Source organism: Stenotrophomonas sp. STEN018 (assembly GCF_056760235.1).
The window spans coordinates 77141-92288 of sequence record NZ_JBRREK010000014.1 but is presented as its reverse complement, the minus strand read 5'-3'; the positions used below and the strand labels follow the sequence as shown (position 1 = coordinate 92288).

The window sequence follows — 15148 nt, the reverse complement described above, 5'->3', positions numbered from 1 at the left end:
CCGCAGATGGGGTAATTGCGCCTGCAGGACAGGAAATGCCGTCCTGCTGTGCGAAGTTAGGCATGAAAGTTACCGATTTGATGCAGGCTGCCGACTGCGCTAGTTCAATCGCTGCATAACAAAGGGTATGAGCTGATTGTTCAGACCTTCCCTAAGGGCCCGGTGCCATCTTTCGTTGGAAAGCAGGAAGGAGCTGCCTGGCGGCAGCTGTTCTACCGCAATAGTGATATCGTGCTGCTGTGCGAACCATTCGCACTGCCAGCGCACCAATACATCGCGAACTACGCTTGTGAGTTGTTTGCTATCGGCCGATGTTAATGGGCGCCAAGTGCAGTAAGAAGGACTCATCCTTGGCCCCGCATTTGGAATAGTTGCATTATCATTTCATTGGCCGTGCTGATCACTTGGGAAGATGCCTGGAATCCTCGCTGTATCAAAATCAGACGTCCAAATTCGGTTGAAAGGTCAACGTTCGAGGCTTCGCTATAGCCAGATACCAATGTGCCAACGCCATTCTCGCCGCTGGTGGTGTAGCTTGGGAATAGTGACTTTGAAGCATTGAAAAGCCCATTGCTTTCCTGCACAAGTCGTTGTGGATCATGGAACTTTGCCAAGGCTATATTTCCAATTTCCTCCAACTGTCCATTCGAGTAGTTCAGTATCAGGCTGCCCTTTTTGTCGACGGTTGTGGATGCCAGGCTTCCTGCGGTGTAACCATCACTTTGCGAGACCCTCAGGCTGGAATTGGTTCCTGCTGAAAAATGGGTGACGCCGCTGGAGAAATCCAATTTAATTGTGCTGGCTGGTGCGTTTGAAGCTTCCAACGTGAACTCCAGAACGTCCATGCCTGGCTCCGGGATTCCGCCGAGGAACTGCAAGGTATTCTTGCTGATTTCTTTATTATCAGAATCATGCACAGCGACGGACCAACGACCAGGAAAGATGTCGTTGTCGAGTGTGAAGACGATCTTTAGAGTTTGTTTCTGCCCGTTGCTATCGTAGACGTCGACATTGGGAATCGAGAATTCTTTGGCGCTAGCAGAAAGATTGTCTGAGAACTGAATGCTCGTCGTTGGGGAAGGAGGGCTCATCCTCTTTCCGTCAATTTGGATTGGCTCCAACTTTCCGTTGCTCGTCAGCGTTGCCAGGCGTAAACCCGAACCCTTGTCTTGTATATAGCCGTCATCGCCAATAATGAACTGAGCGGTACGGACATATCTCACCTGTTCGCCATCGAGTAGGGGAATGAAGCCCTCTCCTTGAATGGCTAGGTCAAGCTGGCCGTCGCTCCGGCGCGTGTCACCTTGCGCAAAATTGACGAAAGAATAGCTATATTCCACCCCACTACCAAACTGCATTGTGTGGGAATGGCCTAGTGTGTTGTTCGAGAATTGTTGACCATAATAAAGATCGGAGAAGCGAGGCGTTGTAGTTTTGAATCCGGATGTGTTGATGTTTGCGACGTTGTTACTGATCGTCTGCAGACCTTTGGAATGGGCGGTCAAGCCGCTCATTCCGATATAGATACTTTCGAGCATTGTCAAAACTCCTTAGCGCACCTGAACTACCTGGGATATATTGGCGTTGGTCAAGAATTCGCCACTAGGAGTCTCGATAGTCAAATTGGGCGTGCCCTCTTTGAATGAGATGCTCTTGACGACGCCGCTGAGCAAACTCGTAGTTGTCTGTACATCCACGGTGCGCCCAAGCAAGCCAATGGTTTGAGTGGCTGATTGCACGGAGAGCAGGTCGTCGATCTTGTCTGTCATCTGTCGGGTTTGTTCCAGCGCGGTGAACTGTGCCAACTGAGAAATGAACTCGAAATTGTCGACCGGCTTCAGGGGGTCTTGGTACTTGAGCTGGGTCAGGATGATCTGCAGGAGGGATTGCATATCCAGGCCGGACGCATCAATTCGCTGGCTCGCGGCGCTCTCATTTCCTATTGGACTAATTGGCATGGCTTAGCTCCTTGATTGTGGTGGGCGAAACTTCGTTTCCATTGATGAAGAGTCGGTCCAGCATCACGCCGTGCGCTTTAACAGTCCGCAATACCTCACGTTGGAGATCATCTAGTGCGCGCGGGTCGCTTTCCTTTAGGCGGACGGAGACTGAGAGACCATAGCTGCCCTGCATGAGAGTGATCAGACCGGGAGTGATTGGGCTTTGCTCACACGGCATTGAGCGGTGAAGTCGCTCAACAGATGCAAATGACTTGTCCTTAGTAATCGCGCTACGGTAAGGGAGGTCCGCTTGAAGTGCGGCCAATGAGAGTTGACCGGATGCAAGCTGCTCTGGGCCGGGATGAACGCTTCCTGGGCCATGTGTAGATGTCCGGATGCCGGTGGCATGATGTGCCCCCTTGATGCGATTCGAGATTTCTGGCATCAGCTCATGAGCGGGCGAAGCCGAGGCGGGAACGTGCAACGCCTGTGTTGTCGAGGTGGAGGCGTGATCAAGGCTGCTGCCCTTTATGTGTTTGGTGCTTGCGGCGTTATCTTCAACGCGTGACGTCGTCCACATGCCGCTCTCCGCTTTGCGCAGTATTTGTTGAAATTCGACATTTGGCCCGACTCGGTCCGGTGTCGACACTGGGTGGTTTGTTGTTTGCGTTTGGGGAGAGGGAATTTTCAAAGTTGGTTTCTCAAGCGTTGGTGCAGCTCATTCAGTAGGTCAGAGCGATCCTCGTCTAAGCGTTGGCGATAGCGTGCACCGGCGCGCGCAGCTTCTCGCTCTGAACTTTCCGCCAGTTTCTTCTGTTGAATCAGCAGGATTTGCTGCTCATCAAAGCGCTCCAGGGCAGTCGAATATTCAATCTTGGCGCTGTTATATGAGGTGTCTGCGCGCGCGGAGGCACGAGACCAATCCATGATCGCAATTGGTGAAAATCCATCGCGGGAAGCCAGCAAGTGCCGCCTTTGGCTATATGAGGACTCCAACGCAACGAAAGCTGAGTCTCGGGCCACTGCCGCGCAATCCGTCTTGTACTTAAGCAAGATGGATTGGGTTTCAGCGCAATAGCGTCGAAGCTTGTACAGATCAGCGATGGTCGTGCGAGCGACGAAATCGGCGCGCTTCGTCATGATGGGTTGCCCAATAGATGCTGCAATGATTTGATGCTGTCGCTTCTGGTGGTGAACTCGCTGGAGTCTTGCCGAAGGAAGGCAAGCAATGCCGGTCGCAGATTGATCGAGCGGTCCAGCGCTCGGTGACTGCCGGGAACATACAAGCCGGACTCGATCAGCATCCTTGAGGAATCGTGCAATGAGAGCTGCGATATGGCATCTGCGGCGGCATCACGCTGATCTTTATTGGTAACCACTCCGAATACTCTGCTGATGCTCTTGGGTACATCAATTGCCGGGAAATGCCGCATTTCTGCGAGCTCGCGAGTCAGGACTATATGACCGTCGAGCAACGCACGTAGGGAGTCGGACATGGGATCATCAATGTCATCGCTCTCGGCCAGAACGGTTACCAGTGCAGTTATGGCGCCGCCATCTCGAAGTGCACCGCACCGTTCAATAACCTTAGGCAATGCCGCAAAAACACTTGGAGTGTAGGCGCGGACTGTCGGAGGTTCGCCGGCGGCCAAGCCCATCTCGCGCATCGCCATGGCATATCGGGTCATTGAATCCAAAAGCAGTAGGACGTGTTGCTTCTTTGACCTGAAGTACTCTGCCAAGGTCAGTGCGACCAGCACGCTACGAGCACGCATCACGGCCGGTTGGTCAGATGTGGCCAGGACCATGATCGAGCGACTGCGTGCCTCTTCAGTTAGCGCGGTTTCCCAAAAATCTTGCGCTTCACGGCCACGTTCTCCGACTAGGCACAGTACGCATACATCTGCTGAAACGTGACTCGCCATCCCGCCGAGTAGCGTGGTTTTTCCGACTCCGCTACCAGCAAAAATACCGACGCGTTGTCCAACTCCCAACGTTAGGAGGCTATCGATTACCCGGACGCCTGTCTCCAGTGGATACTTCGGTGACACTCGATCTAAGGCGGCGCTTTGTATGCCAGCAAGTGGCCGCTGCTGCGCCATATCATCGATAGGCGCTCCGCCATCCAGTGGATTGCCGAGCGCGTCAATGATGCGGCCGAGATAAGCATCTCCTACGGGTAATGTGGCCCCGATACGGACTGCCTCCACGTAATCACCTATCCGAATAGATGTTACGGGTCCGTAGGGGACTAGTGTCACCCGGCCGATTTCGACCTTTACAACTTCCGTCAACAGAGGGTCTTGGTTGCTTCGTGTAACCGCGCAGAGTGAACCGAGTGGAACTCCCGGACCGTCGGCTTCCAGGTGGGTCGACATGATTCGTGTGATTTTTCCACAATACGTAGCAGTCTCCACGTCGTGCATGGCTTGGACGAAAGGGTGCATTGGAATATCAGACATGACTGCGCTGCAAGCGATCCAACGCTTTGTTGAGCTTTGTGTGCTGCGCTTGGATGCTGATGTCGATTGTGCCAAGCGTCAGATTGATAAGGCAGGTGCCGCTCTCGAGCTCGGGCCTGGCCAGTATTTTGCAGGCGGGAACGCATAGACGATCAGGCAATTGATGAGCCAGATCATCCTCGTCAGGGAAATCTCTTTTTGATACCTCGATAAGTATCAGCGCATCGCGGGTGACTTCACGTAGATGATGTGCGGCGCTATCTGCAATAAGCTCTGCATACCCGGAGATGTTGCCGAGGACATTGTTCAGTGCTGTCGCGGCGATTTTGGTAGCGAGATCGCTGACGTGCTGGTCAAGCGAGTTCTCAAAGTGCTCGAGTGCCCGATTCATGGCTTCACGCAGCAGATTGTTCCGGGCCACGCTTTGGTCTGCGGCGCTCTTTTTACCCTGCTCCACACCAAGCTGCAGGCCGCGATTATGACCAGAAATTTCGCGCTCTTCGGCGGACTGCTTTGATTTCTTGAGATCAGTTTGAAGCAAAGCAATTTCCGCCCTTAAGGTCTCAGCTAGCACCCTTTCCTCAGTCACAGAATTCTCGCCGGCGGCAGGGCCGCCGGGTATCTTTTGACGCGCCGAGCCGACTGAAATCGTGTGTGCCTTGATTACCCCGCTCATCGCCAGAACTTCCACTTTTCTCTGCTGCGCTTTGCAACGCCCTTGGTGTCCACGTCCCGCGTAGTCTGTTCCGCAAGCATCGAGGCCGGAGCACTCAGCGCTGCTTGTACAAGTGCCCGGCCGGCGCGCGGCGTCAAGCCGCAGCTATCCTCATGTATCGAAGAGCTATTTAGACCTCCGCGTGTAAGAGCTTCCAGTAGTGCGTGTTCATGGGTGATACGTAGTCCGAAGCAGATTCTTGCAGCCAGCTCTATCGAGACTGAATCGACAACGCTGGCTAGTTTCGCTGCCCTTCGCATCTGATCTTCTTCCGCCTTCGCGTCAACCGTTGCAGAGCTGGCGTTGCGTGGAAGAGCATCGGGCTCACCTGGCGCCAGCGGAAGTGGAACCTGACTTTCGTTTAGTAGCGGGCGCAGTCGCTGCTGCTCAGCGGTGTTGAGACTGCCCCATATCTGCTCGAGATCATTGAAGGACAATTCGCTAAATTTTGAAATTGCCCTGCGTAAGTCGTATTCATGCTTCGCCATGGTGTTCCTCGTCCTGGATCAGCTTTTTAAGTCGTTGCACGAATACCTGCCGCTCAGCCTCGGTCATCGGCGGATGAGCGCTGTGTGTGGATTTGCGGGTAAAGAAGATGGCGATCAGAGCTAACAGAAGCAGGCACGGTATTGCGAGCCAAGCGTGCTCTTGCAGGCGCGCGAAGCGGGAATGGCCACTTGCACCTGATGACGTTGTTGCTGCTTCTGAAAGCGCATGGCTATCAGAAGGTGGATCAGGGTTTGTTGAGGCCGGGTTTGTAGCAGTTACCAGGCTAGGTGGAGCGGAGCTCTCTGAAGCTGCATCCGCAAGCGCAGTTGGAACGCGAGCGACGATGGATATCCGGTCCCCACGGCTGGGGTCCAGACCGATGGACGCTGAAACCACTTCTGTCAAGCGTCGGGTATCATCCGGCGAAAGCTCTTTTTCCAAAGCTATGCCAACTGAAAGGCGCCGAATAGATCCCGGCGCGGAAACTACTTGCTCTACAACACGATTGTTCTTCCGTTCACTTTGAAGTGTCGGCAGGGGGGGGCGTTCGATTGAGACTACATCCTTCTCGTCTGCTTCCCGAATGCTGGGCAACGAGGCCAAGCTGGGTGCGCTGAAGGAGCGCGGACGCGACTCCGAATGGCGCGTAACTTGGACCTGATCAAAATTGACGTCAGCGTCGACTGCGATATTGACAGGCGAACTTCCAATCAGGTGCGCGACCTGAGCCACGATCTTATCTTGATAGTGAGATTCGATGGCCTGCTTCAATGCCAATCTCTTATCTTCTGTCTCTCTTTTGGAAGATGCCATTGCAGCACCGCGGGAATCGAGCACCGTCACGTCGGACGGCTGCATCTCAGGGATGGCTGCCGCAACCAAACGCTGGATGCCTTCGATGGTTTCTTCACTCAGTTGCTGGTCGCGACGCATGAATACCGCGACTGAACCTTTCGGCCGCGGCCTATCCCGGCGAAAGATCGATGATTCAGGCAAGGTAAGGTGCACGCGCGCAACGTCCACTTCGTCGAGCGACATGATTGTTCTAGATAGCTCCCCTTGGAGTGCCCGCTGGTAATTCACCTTCTGGGCGAACTCGGTCAGGCCCAAGCTTGATTCCTTGAACAGTTCCAAGCCGACAACGTCCTGAAGGCGCAGATCACCACTCATGAGCTTAATTCGGGTAGCGCGGCTGCTGTTATCCGGAACAAGGATTCGACCGGCTTCTTCGTCGAGCTGATAGGGGATCTTTTCTTTCTCTAGCTCGGCAATGATCGCGCGAGCGTCCGCGGCCTTTAGGTCAGTAAAGAGGGGTTCGTATTTTGGTCGCAGCGAAAGGTAAATAATCAAAGCAACCACGAAAATAAGCAGGAACGCTGCTCCAGCAACTAGTCGATAATTTGATCGGCTCCACGAAGCGAAAGATTGAATGATGCTTGCTTTCCCTGTGGCCATTTAGAGCTGCATCCGCATAAGTTCCTGGTATCCCTCGACCAGCCGTGAGCGGACCTGGAGTGCAAAATGTAGAGACATGCGCGCCTGTTCAAGAGCCATCATCACTTGATGTGGTGGTATGTCGCTGCCGATCGCAAACGCCTGCACCGCCTGGTCGGCAACTTTCTGATTGGCATCTACATTCATGGCCCCATCAAGGAGGATTTCTTTGAAGTTCAGCTGAGTGTTGGCAGCAGCTGACTCTCCTGGAGTCGAAATGAATGTCGGCGCAAGGTTGATATTGCCTACAGATTCAACGCTCACGGCGTGCCACCGAGTTCAAGTGCGCGCATGTACATCGCACGTGCCGAGTTGTACATCACAGTGTTGGCCTCATAGGTGCGCAGGGTTTGCATCATCAATGCCATTTCTGCTGCGTGATTGATTGTGGGATAGGCAACATCGCCATCCTTGTTGGCTGATGGATGGGAAGGGTCACGCACCATCCGCGCCGGAAGGTCCATTTGTTGCAGCGCGTAGGGTTTGACGCCGCCCATGCTGCTCGGATTGAGACGCTCCAGTGTTTCACTAAAGCGTGGCTTGCTTGGACCCGATATCAATCGTAGTGCGCGATACGGTTCTTCGCCGGGCTCGCTAACTGTGCCAATATTTGCCAAATTCTGAGCGATGATTTCCATCCGCTGACGCTCAACATCCAAGGCTGAGCGAGAAATAGAGAAAATTGAATTCGCCACTTATCAGCCTCCCTTTATGGCTAGATTTTCGATCTGCAACGAGCGACTGAGCATTCCGATCAGCATGGCATAGCGCGCTGATGTCTCTGACGCCGTAGCGATTTCCTGGTCTATCTTTACCCCTTGGTTGGAGTCGTAGGCCAAATAGTAGTGTGTGGGCTGCACCCTGCCGATCTCTCGGGATGCCGCAGAAGGATCACTTCCATCATTTTGCAGAGCTGTTAGGCGCAGTTGTTCTTCGAAGGCGACTCGCAGTGGCGAGTAGCCTTCAGAACTGGCGTTTGCGATATTCTGCGCGGTGGCGAGATGGCGAGCGTGCAAGCCGTCAAGTGCTTTGGTTGTGATCGCTCTTATGAATTCGGATGACATTGGATATTCCGTTACTGGACAACGACGTCGGCGTGCAGGGCGCCGGCCGCTTTGATCGATTGAATGATGGAGATAACATCACGGGTGCTTACGCGTGATTTCGATAGAGCGCTGACCAAGTCCGAAATGGTTATGTTCTTGAATGTTCTGGCAACGCGCTGATCGTCGTCCTCCACCGTCAAATCGCTATTGCTTATGATCAGGCTGCGTACCGATCCGTCGGTGACGCCGATGATGTCTGGTTGCGAGGCAGAGAAATCGGTATCCACAGCTACTCGAATGGATCCATGAGAGATGGTGATCGGCGAAATTCGAGTGTCGCCACCTGCCACTACCGTGCCGGTGCGCTCATTGATTACGACTCGCGAGGATTGGTCCGGAACAACGGCGAGGTGCTCGATACGTGAGACATATGCGTTTAGATCAGCGCGCGCAGCCGGGGCTCGTACACTTACGGTCTCTGCATCTCGGGAGATCGCCATATTGCTGTTGAAGGAACGATTTATTTGCTCCGCAATTCGCTCTGCGGTGGTCGAGTCAGGGTTCTTTAAGACAAAGGTCAGGCGATCATTGTCGATAGTCAGCTCCGAGTGGATTGGGCGCTCGACAGTTCCTCCGTCGGAGACAGTTCCAACGGTAGGGTGGTTTTTTTGTCGCTGATTGCCATTGGCGTTGAATTGATAGCCGCCTACCACCACAGGCCCCTGTGCCAGTGCATAGATACGTCGATCAGGTCCCCGCAGTGGGCTGAGTATCAAAGTTCCTCCGGCAAGGCTTCGCGCCTCTCCGGTCGAGGTAACATTTACGTCAATTTTGTCTCCGATGTTTGCCCCCGGAGGCAACGTTGCGGTTACGAGTACCATCGCGACGTTTCGGCTCTGGATCTGTTCTTGTGGCACCGTTAGGTCGAACTGAGAGAACATGTTGGACATGGCTTGACGTGTTGCCTGATTGCGCGGTGCATCACCAGAGCCTGCCAGGCCAGTAACGATTCCATACCCCACCAACATATTGTCCCGACGTCCTAGGAAACGACCGAGATCCTTGAGTCGGACATTGGATACGCCCCGCTGCGAGCTGTCCGCGGCCACAGCAGTGGTTACGATAGGGGGCAGAAGAAGGGCGGATAGGAGTACAAGCATGACGCGCGCTGGGCTGCATCTCGGGTTCATTGCTCGTGCATTGATTGTGCGGCAAAGAACTGAATTCGGCGCATATGGCTGTTCTCGAAAGTTGGATCGAATCATTTTGTTGTCTAGTGCCGTGCTCATGTCGATCACCAGATGCCAAGCCAGGCGAGTACGCGCGGAATAAGCCCCGGACGCGTGCGATCGGTGATGTGGCCATCGCCCACGTAGTCGATCGTGGCATCGGCTATGCGGGTTGAGAGAACGGTGTTGCTCTGGGAAATGTCAACCGGTCGGATACGCCCCGACAATCGAATTCGGGTTGTCTCGCCATTGATATCGATAACCTGTTCGCCAGAGACGAGAAGGTCATCATTTGATAAGCGTTCGCTTACCGACACACTGATTTGGGCGAGCAGGTTGCCGCTGCGCTGCACCTGCCCGCGGCCGCTGTAGTTGTCACGCAGATTGGCTTGCAGCGAAGTTTCAGTGTTGCCCGGTGATCTGACATTGACTCCAATTCCAAAACCGGTAGACGTTGTCGTGTCGGTGCTGTTGCGAGCGCTGGAGTTTTCATAAACCAGTACCGTAACGATGTCTCCCGGTTGGGAGGCGCGGCGGTCTGAGAAGAGTGGGCGGTAGTCTGCTCCATTGAACAGATTGTCGGCGCTGGCTGTGGCTCCATGGCAGAGTAGAAGCGCAAGCAACACGAAACATTTGGCTGGGACGCGCATCAGTTATTGCTCAGATGATTGCACGGTCGCGATAGAGCGACGGTCTCGCCGTTGCCCATATCGACCAGCACGTGGCTACCGCAGGAGCTGTCGCGAAGAACAGTTGCGGTTCTTGCTACAGTAAGAGAGCCGCTTCTTTGTACGACCGTTACCTGTTCCCCTCTACGAGCGTTCGCCAGAATCCTGATAGCTATTGACGGAAGGATCTCGCCAACACCAATATCGCGCGCCGCGCGAACGAGTTGTAGCTTCGAATCGAATTGCACGCCGTTATTCAGCTGTGGAAGGTTAACGCCGCAACTGATTGGTTCCAGATCACTGAACGTAAGCGCATCACCGCGTTGCAGTGGCTTGGTAACGCGCAAGCACTCTATGCCGGGATGCTCAATGGCTTGTTTCACGGGATAGTCTTCCATGAGGCCCGTGGCGGAGGTGTCCGCTATTGGAGCGAACATAGAAAGCAACAAGACTAAGGTTCGCATCAGCGCTTCAGTCCATTGGCAATCCCCATCAGCTCGTCACCGATCTGGATGAGGCGCGCATTGGCCGCGTATGCACGCTGATAGATCATCAGACTGACTAGCTCGTCAGAGAGCTGTACATTCGAAGCTTCGCTGAAACCCTGTGCGAGTAGCCCCGCAGTATCTTCGCCAGGTGTGCTTGGGGTCAGCCTGAGCTGCTCGTCAGGAACTGCATACATGCCGCCCCCCTGCGACTGCAGGCTGGAAACGTCTTTTACCAGCACCAGTTCGATGTCGCCCAAGTGCTGCAGTTCAGTCTGTCCTCCTACCTCAGCCAGAACGCGCCCATCGCTACGAACTGTGATTGCGGTGGCGTCAGTGGGCACGGAAATCATGGAGCTCAACGGCAATCCATTCGGTGCCGTGAGGTAGCCATCTTGGCCAACATGTAAGGTGCCTCCGCGCCAAAGTACGCTTTTCCCAGAGTGCTCCAATAGCTCTATGAAGCCTTCACCACGAACGGCGATATCCCAGCTATTGCCGGTCGGCCGCAGTTCTCCTTGGGTGAAAACGTGTAGTGCCGGGTTGACTGCGACACCATTAGGCGATGTGCTGGCTTGGACGGCGTCGGCGGAGGATGGCTTCGCCACCAACTCGGAGAACGAAACGGTTCCTCGCTTGTACGCAGCCGTGTTTATATTGGCTATGTTGTTGGCAGTTACATCGACGGCGGTCTGTTGAGCGTTCAGGCCTGTAGCGCCGATATAGAATATCCCATTCACTTTACATTTCTCCCAAGCGTTGCAGTACGGTTCCGATCATGTCGTCATAGGCGTGAATAACTTTCTGCCCTGACTCGATACGCCTCATGGACTCCATGATCTGGATCATGTCGTTTCCCACGGAGACGTTGGCCATCTCCTTGTAGCCTTGAGCTAGAGTTGAAGAGGAGGAAGGCTTCGCTTCCAACGCGGGCGCAAGAAACAGGTTGTCCCCTTTGCGCGCCAAGCTGTTTGTCGATTCGAACTCGACGATACCGATGCTGGCGATGGGAACTCCTTGCTCAATGACGGTTCCATTCGGTTCGATGGACCAATCTCCAATCGTCACGGTGATGTCGCGGCCATCCGAAGACAGCAAGTTGCCGCCAGTGGCTGCGATCAGTCGACCAGCGGCGTCACGCCGGAACGTCCCGGAACGGGTATAGGCAATGCCGTCATCGGTGCCGATCTGGAAGAATCCTGGGCCAACAATCGCTATGTCCAGCGGATCTCCGGTACGGACCATTTTGCCGCTGGTGAAATCGGTGGCATGCACGACACCTGCAGCTTGGCCAGGCCCTTCATTCTTTCCTGGTTCGGAAATTGAGGCCGCTTGCTGAAAGCTGATGACTCGCTTGTATCCAGGCGTAGCGGTATTGGCAATGTTATGACTTAGGGCTTCCAAACGCAGAGTTTCCCGCGAAATAAGCTCCGTCGCCGTTACCATTAGTTTGTCCATCGAGGCGGATTCCTTCAGTTGGCGGCTTTAGTCATGGGCGATGGTGGCTCAGCCTCAGCGGCGATTATTGCGAATGAGGTCAAACTGACAGAGTGCGGTACCTCGTTCATGGAGATAACGCAGAGTCGCGGAGCGATCCGCCGCGTGAATACTTTCAGGGGGCGCCGGATCTCCGGCCTGCAAAGAAGCACCGGGATGATGTTCTTGCGCATCATCGAGTCCACGTGAGTGACCAGTTTCCCGAGAAAGCCCTCGGAGAGATGCGGGTCGAGAATGAATGCGCCGGAGGCACCGGCATCCTGCAGGTTCTGTGTCATGCGGGTTTCGATGACAGGGTCCAGCGTCAGAACCGACAGAACCTCCCGCTCGCCCTGAACGGAGCGACAGATTGCGTGTCCCAACCTTTGTCGCACAGCTTCGGCGAGTCTAGTGGGATCCTTCTCATGCCTGGCTTTGTCTACCAAAACTTCGACGATAAGGTCGATGTTTCGGATCGATACAGACTCATCAAGAAGCCCTTGCAGAACGTGCTGGATGTCGCTCAGAGAGGTCAGGCCAGGAACAAGCTCCTCGACCAGTCCAGGTTGACGCGTGCGTACTCCTTCCAGCAAAGAGATGACTTCGGTGCGGAGCAGCAGTATCGATGCGCGCTCTTTGATTACCTCGGTGACGTGTGTGCTGAATACCGTAATCGCGTCCACGAGCGTATAGCCAAGCGTCTTGGCCTGGACGGTCTGTTCTGCTGTTATCCAGACTGCGGGTAGGCCGAAAGCTGGGTCCTTTGTCGGTATGCCTGATAGCTGCCCGGCGCTTCTTTCGCTTGAATGAATCGCCAAGGTCTTGTCGTGATGCAGGTTGGCCTGTGCAAAGGAATCGCCAAACAGCAGGATGCGATAGTCGTTGGCTGCGATCTGGCGATCATCGCGGAACACAACCGGCGGAATCATGACTCCCATTTCCTCAGAGAACCGCTTTCGGAAGCTTGAGATCCGCTCTGAAAGGACCGGTTGCATGGGCTTCCATGCCTCGGCCAAGTTGGGGCCGAATGTGATTTCAATGGGGGCGACAGGTGCGCGTGCGACGATGTCCTCGTTGGGTGCGTCTTGCAGTAGCTCCTTGTGCTCCGACGGATCGGTAGCGGCTTTCTTCCGCAGGCTCAGCCAGATTATTGCCGCTATCGCGACCAGGATAACGACTGGCCACTTCGGCATGCCGGGTAGCACCAGAAGACTTGCCAGCGCGACTATCACTATCAACTGGATCTTGGGGAAGCTCGCCAGCTGCCGAACGATCTCGTGGCTGAGCTGATTATCCGAGGCAGAGCGGGTAACAATTATCCCAGTGGCAACCGAGATCACCAATGCGGGAACCTGTGTAACGATTCCATCGCCGATGGTGAGTAGTGTGAACACCCGGGCTGCTTCACCCCAAGGCATTCCCATCTGCGCCACGCCCACGGCCAAGCCACCAACAATATTGATGAGCAGGATGATGATGCTCGCGATGGCGTCACCCTTGACGAACTTGCTTGCGCCGTCCATGGAGCCGTAGAACCCTGCCTCCTTCTCCAAGTCCTTTCGCCGCTTGCGAGCCTCGTCTTGATCGATCAAGCCCATATTCAGATCGGCGTCTATGCTCATCTGCTGACCGGGCATCGCATCTAGAACGAATCGCGCGGATACTTCTGAAACACGTTGAGCGCCGTTGGTTACTACAACGTACTGAACGACGATCAGAATGAAAAATACGATCAAGCCGATGATGAAATTGTCATCGACGACGAACTTTCCAATAGCCCCAATGACTTGGCCAGCGTCGGCACCCGAAAGAATCAATCGAGTGGCCGCGATGTTAAGTGACAGTCGATACAGGGTGGCGATCAATAGCAACGACGGGAAAGTTGAGAAATCCACAGGCCGCGGTACATAGAACGTCATCAAAAGTATCGTCAGTGCGAATGCAAGGTTGACGAGAAGGAGTAGATCGAGTGCAGCTGATGGAATAGGTATGAATAAAATTAGCAGTATTGCGAGAACGGCGAATACAAGCGCAAGATCGGAATTTTCTTTGAGCTTCAGAAGCGCTTTCATGCTGAGCAGATCTCTGCTTTCAATCGACGAATTTTCAGGTAGATGGACGCTGTGTCCTGATAGAGGTCGCCGCTTACTTCCTGGTCCAAGAGCGAGTTGTAGTAAAGCTTGCGGGCGATTGCGCGGGATTCGATCACGGGAACTGCGTAGACGAATGCCAGCTTCTTCAGGCGCACAGCGAAGTCACCCGCTCCCATGGCAACGACCGTTGGGGCTGACATGGTGCTTGGCTCGTAGCGCAACGCGACGGCGTAGTGTGTCGGATTGGTAATCAATACATCCGCACCGCGAATGTTGCGCATGCTCCTGGCGCGCTTCAAAAGCTCGCGCTGCAATTGCTTTCGTCGACTCTTGATGCGTGGGTCGCCTTCGAGCTGTTTTGCTTCCTGTTTTTGTTCATGCTTGCTCATGCGCATCTTTCTGGCGAACATGCGTCGAACGATGACTTGGTCAATTGCGGCGAATACGCCGGCCGCCAGCAAGAAGAGGATCATCAGATCCATGCCGTAGGACCGCATCGCTCCCATGACATCCTGTACCGCAAGATCGGTGTGGGAGACACTTGCAGCAACTTTCCAGATGAAGACTATGGAGAGACCGACATAGATCGTCATCTTGAACAGCGCCTTGCCTGCATCGAGCAGCAGCTGCATTGAGAAGACTCGCTTGAGTCCTTGACTCGGACTGAGCTTCGAGACATCGACCTTGAATGCGGCAGGGGCGAAGATAACGCCAGTTTGGACGATCGAGCCCAGTACCGCGCCCACTAGTACTGTGGCAATCAGTGGCGTTACCAGACTGGCTGCTTCAGACATCAAGCTGCTTAGCCAAGCCGTGAGGGCGAGGCCATTGGTGCCAATTGCGCCTGCTTCAGCCAAGGCGCGCGCGCTTATGGCATACATTTCCGAGATCAGATTGTCGCCGCGCATCGAAATGTAGCCTGAGGCGAACACCAGGGAGACCACGATTCCTAGCTCCTGGCTTCTGGCAACCATGCCCTTCTTCTTGGCCTGTTCCAGCTTGTAGGAGGTCGCCTGCTCTGTTTTGTTCTGGTCGGTCTCGCTCATTGGGT

General features: G+C 54.5%; 18 protein-coding genes. All 18 read right to left on the bottom strand.

All coding sequences use genetic code 11. The features are described 5' to 3' along the window. Positions 1 to 344: 344 nt before the first annotated feature. The 18 genes from ACVOMB_RS07895 to ACVOMB_RS07810 all read right to left on the bottom strand — a co-directional run bounded on the left by ACVOMB_RS07895 (position 345) and on the right by ACVOMB_RS07810 (position 15143). Positions 345 to 1538 carry a flagellar hook protein FlgE gene (locus ACVOMB_RS07895; RefSeq protein ID WP_481530654.1) on the bottom strand — a complete coding sequence of 398 codons (1194 nt, stop codon included), beginning with the start codon at positions 1536 to 1538 and terminating at the stop codon, positions 345 to 347. 12 nt (positions 1539 to 1550) lie between these two features. Continuing rightward, the gene (locus ACVOMB_RS07890) at positions 1551 to 1958 is read right to left on the bottom strand and encodes a flagellar hook assembly protein FlgD (protein WP_481530653.1); all 408 of its coding nucleotides are present in this window, start codon (positions 1956 to 1958) and stop codon (positions 1551 to 1553) included. Further along, positions 1948 to 2520: a hypothetical protein gene (locus ACVOMB_RS07885; RefSeq protein WP_481530652.1), complete on the bottom strand. Its 573-nt coding sequence runs from the start codon at positions 2518 to 2520 to the stop codon at positions 1948 to 1950. The genes ACVOMB_RS07890 and ACVOMB_RS07885 overlap by 11 nt, the downstream gene beginning before the upstream one ends. Before the next feature lie 107 nt (positions 2521 to 2627). Next, on the bottom strand, positions 2628 to 3080 hold the full coding sequence (locus ACVOMB_RS07880) for a hypothetical protein (protein WP_481530651.1): 453 nt from the start codon (positions 3078 to 3080) through the stop codon (positions 2628 to 2630). Beyond that, positions 3077 to 4402: a FliI/YscN family ATPase gene (locus ACVOMB_RS07875; RefSeq protein ID WP_481530650.1), complete on the bottom strand. Its 1326-nt coding sequence runs from the start codon at positions 4400 to 4402 to the stop codon at positions 3077 to 3079. Before ACVOMB_RS07875 ends, ACVOMB_RS07880 begins: the two co-directional genes overlap by 4 nt. Continuing rightward, positions 4395 to 5093, bottom strand: coding sequence for a FliH/SctL family protein (locus tag ACVOMB_RS07870; RefSeq protein ID WP_481530649.1), 699 nt, complete (start codon positions 5091 to 5093; stop codon positions 4395 to 4397). The genes ACVOMB_RS07875 and ACVOMB_RS07870 overlap by 8 nt, the downstream gene beginning before the upstream one ends. Then, the gene (locus ACVOMB_RS07865) at positions 5075 to 5605 is read right to left on the bottom strand and encodes a hypothetical protein (RefSeq protein ID WP_481530648.1); all 531 of its coding nucleotides are present in this window, start codon (positions 5603 to 5605) and stop codon (positions 5075 to 5077) included. The genes ACVOMB_RS07870 and ACVOMB_RS07865 overlap by 19 nt, the downstream gene beginning before the upstream one ends. Next, positions 5592 to 7061 carry a flagellar basal-body MS-ring/collar protein FliF gene (fliF, locus tag ACVOMB_RS07860; protein WP_481530647.1) on the bottom strand — a complete coding sequence of 490 codons (1470 nt, stop codon included), beginning with the start codon at positions 7059 to 7061 and terminating at the stop codon, positions 5592 to 5594. Before fliF ends, ACVOMB_RS07865 begins: the two co-directional genes overlap by 14 nt. Continuing rightward, a complete protein-coding gene (gene fliE / locus ACVOMB_RS07855; protein ID WP_481530646.1) occupies positions 7062 to 7364 on the bottom strand; it encodes a flagellar hook-basal body complex protein FliE in 303 nt (100 codons plus the stop codon). It abuts the gene before it with no gap. Next, the gene (gene flgC, locus ACVOMB_RS07850; protein ID WP_481530645.1) at positions 7361 to 7795 is read right to left on the bottom strand and encodes a flagellar basal body rod protein FlgC; all 435 of its coding nucleotides are present in this window, start codon (positions 7793 to 7795) and stop codon (positions 7361 to 7363) included. Before flgC ends, fliE begins: the two co-directional genes overlap by 4 nt. A 3-nt stretch (positions 7796 to 7798) precedes the next feature. Next, positions 7799 to 8164: a flagellar basal body rod protein FlgB gene (locus ACVOMB_RS07845; protein ID WP_481530644.1), complete on the bottom strand. Its 366-nt coding sequence runs from the start codon at positions 8162 to 8164 to the stop codon at positions 7799 to 7801. An 11-nt stretch (positions 8165 to 8175) separates the two neighbouring features. Continuing rightward, on the bottom strand, positions 8176 to 9306 hold the full coding sequence (flgI, locus tag ACVOMB_RS07840) for a flagellar basal body P-ring protein FlgI (protein ID WP_481530657.1): 1131 nt from the start codon (positions 9304 to 9306) through the stop codon (positions 8176 to 8178). 134 nt (positions 9307 to 9440) lie between these two features. Further along, complete coding sequence (locus tag ACVOMB_RS07835) at positions 9441 to 10025, bottom strand: flagellar basal body L-ring protein FlgH (protein WP_481530643.1); 585 nt, start codon at positions 10023 to 10025, stop codon at positions 9441 to 9443. Next, on the bottom strand, positions 10025 to 10507 hold the full coding sequence (locus ACVOMB_RS07830; protein WP_481530642.1) for a flagella basal body P-ring formation protein FlgA: 483 nt from the start codon (positions 10505 to 10507) through the stop codon (positions 10025 to 10027). The genes ACVOMB_RS07835 and ACVOMB_RS07830 overlap by 1 nt, the downstream gene beginning before the upstream one ends. After that, positions 10507 to 11268, bottom strand: coding sequence for a flagellar hook-basal body protein (locus tag ACVOMB_RS07825; protein WP_481530641.1), 762 nt, complete (start codon positions 11266 to 11268; stop codon positions 10507 to 10509). The genes ACVOMB_RS07830 and ACVOMB_RS07825 overlap by 1 nt, the downstream gene beginning before the upstream one ends. A gap of 1 nt (position 11269) precedes the next feature. Continuing rightward, entirely contained in the window at positions 11270 to 11986 is a 717-nt protein-coding gene (locus ACVOMB_RS07820; protein ID WP_481530640.1) for a flagellar hook-basal body protein, read from the bottom strand. 14 nt (positions 11987 to 12000) lie between these two features. Next, entirely contained in the window at positions 12001 to 14076 is a 2076-nt protein-coding gene (locus ACVOMB_RS07815) for a flagellar biosynthesis protein FlhA (RefSeq protein ID WP_481530639.1), read from the bottom strand. After that, complete coding sequence (locus tag ACVOMB_RS07810) at positions 14073 to 15143, bottom strand: EscU/YscU/HrcU family type III secretion system export apparatus switch protein (protein WP_481530638.1); 1071 nt, start codon at positions 15141 to 15143, stop codon at positions 14073 to 14075. Before ACVOMB_RS07810 ends, ACVOMB_RS07815 begins: the two co-directional genes overlap by 4 nt. Between the last annotated feature and the right edge of the window lie 5 nt (positions 15144 to 15148).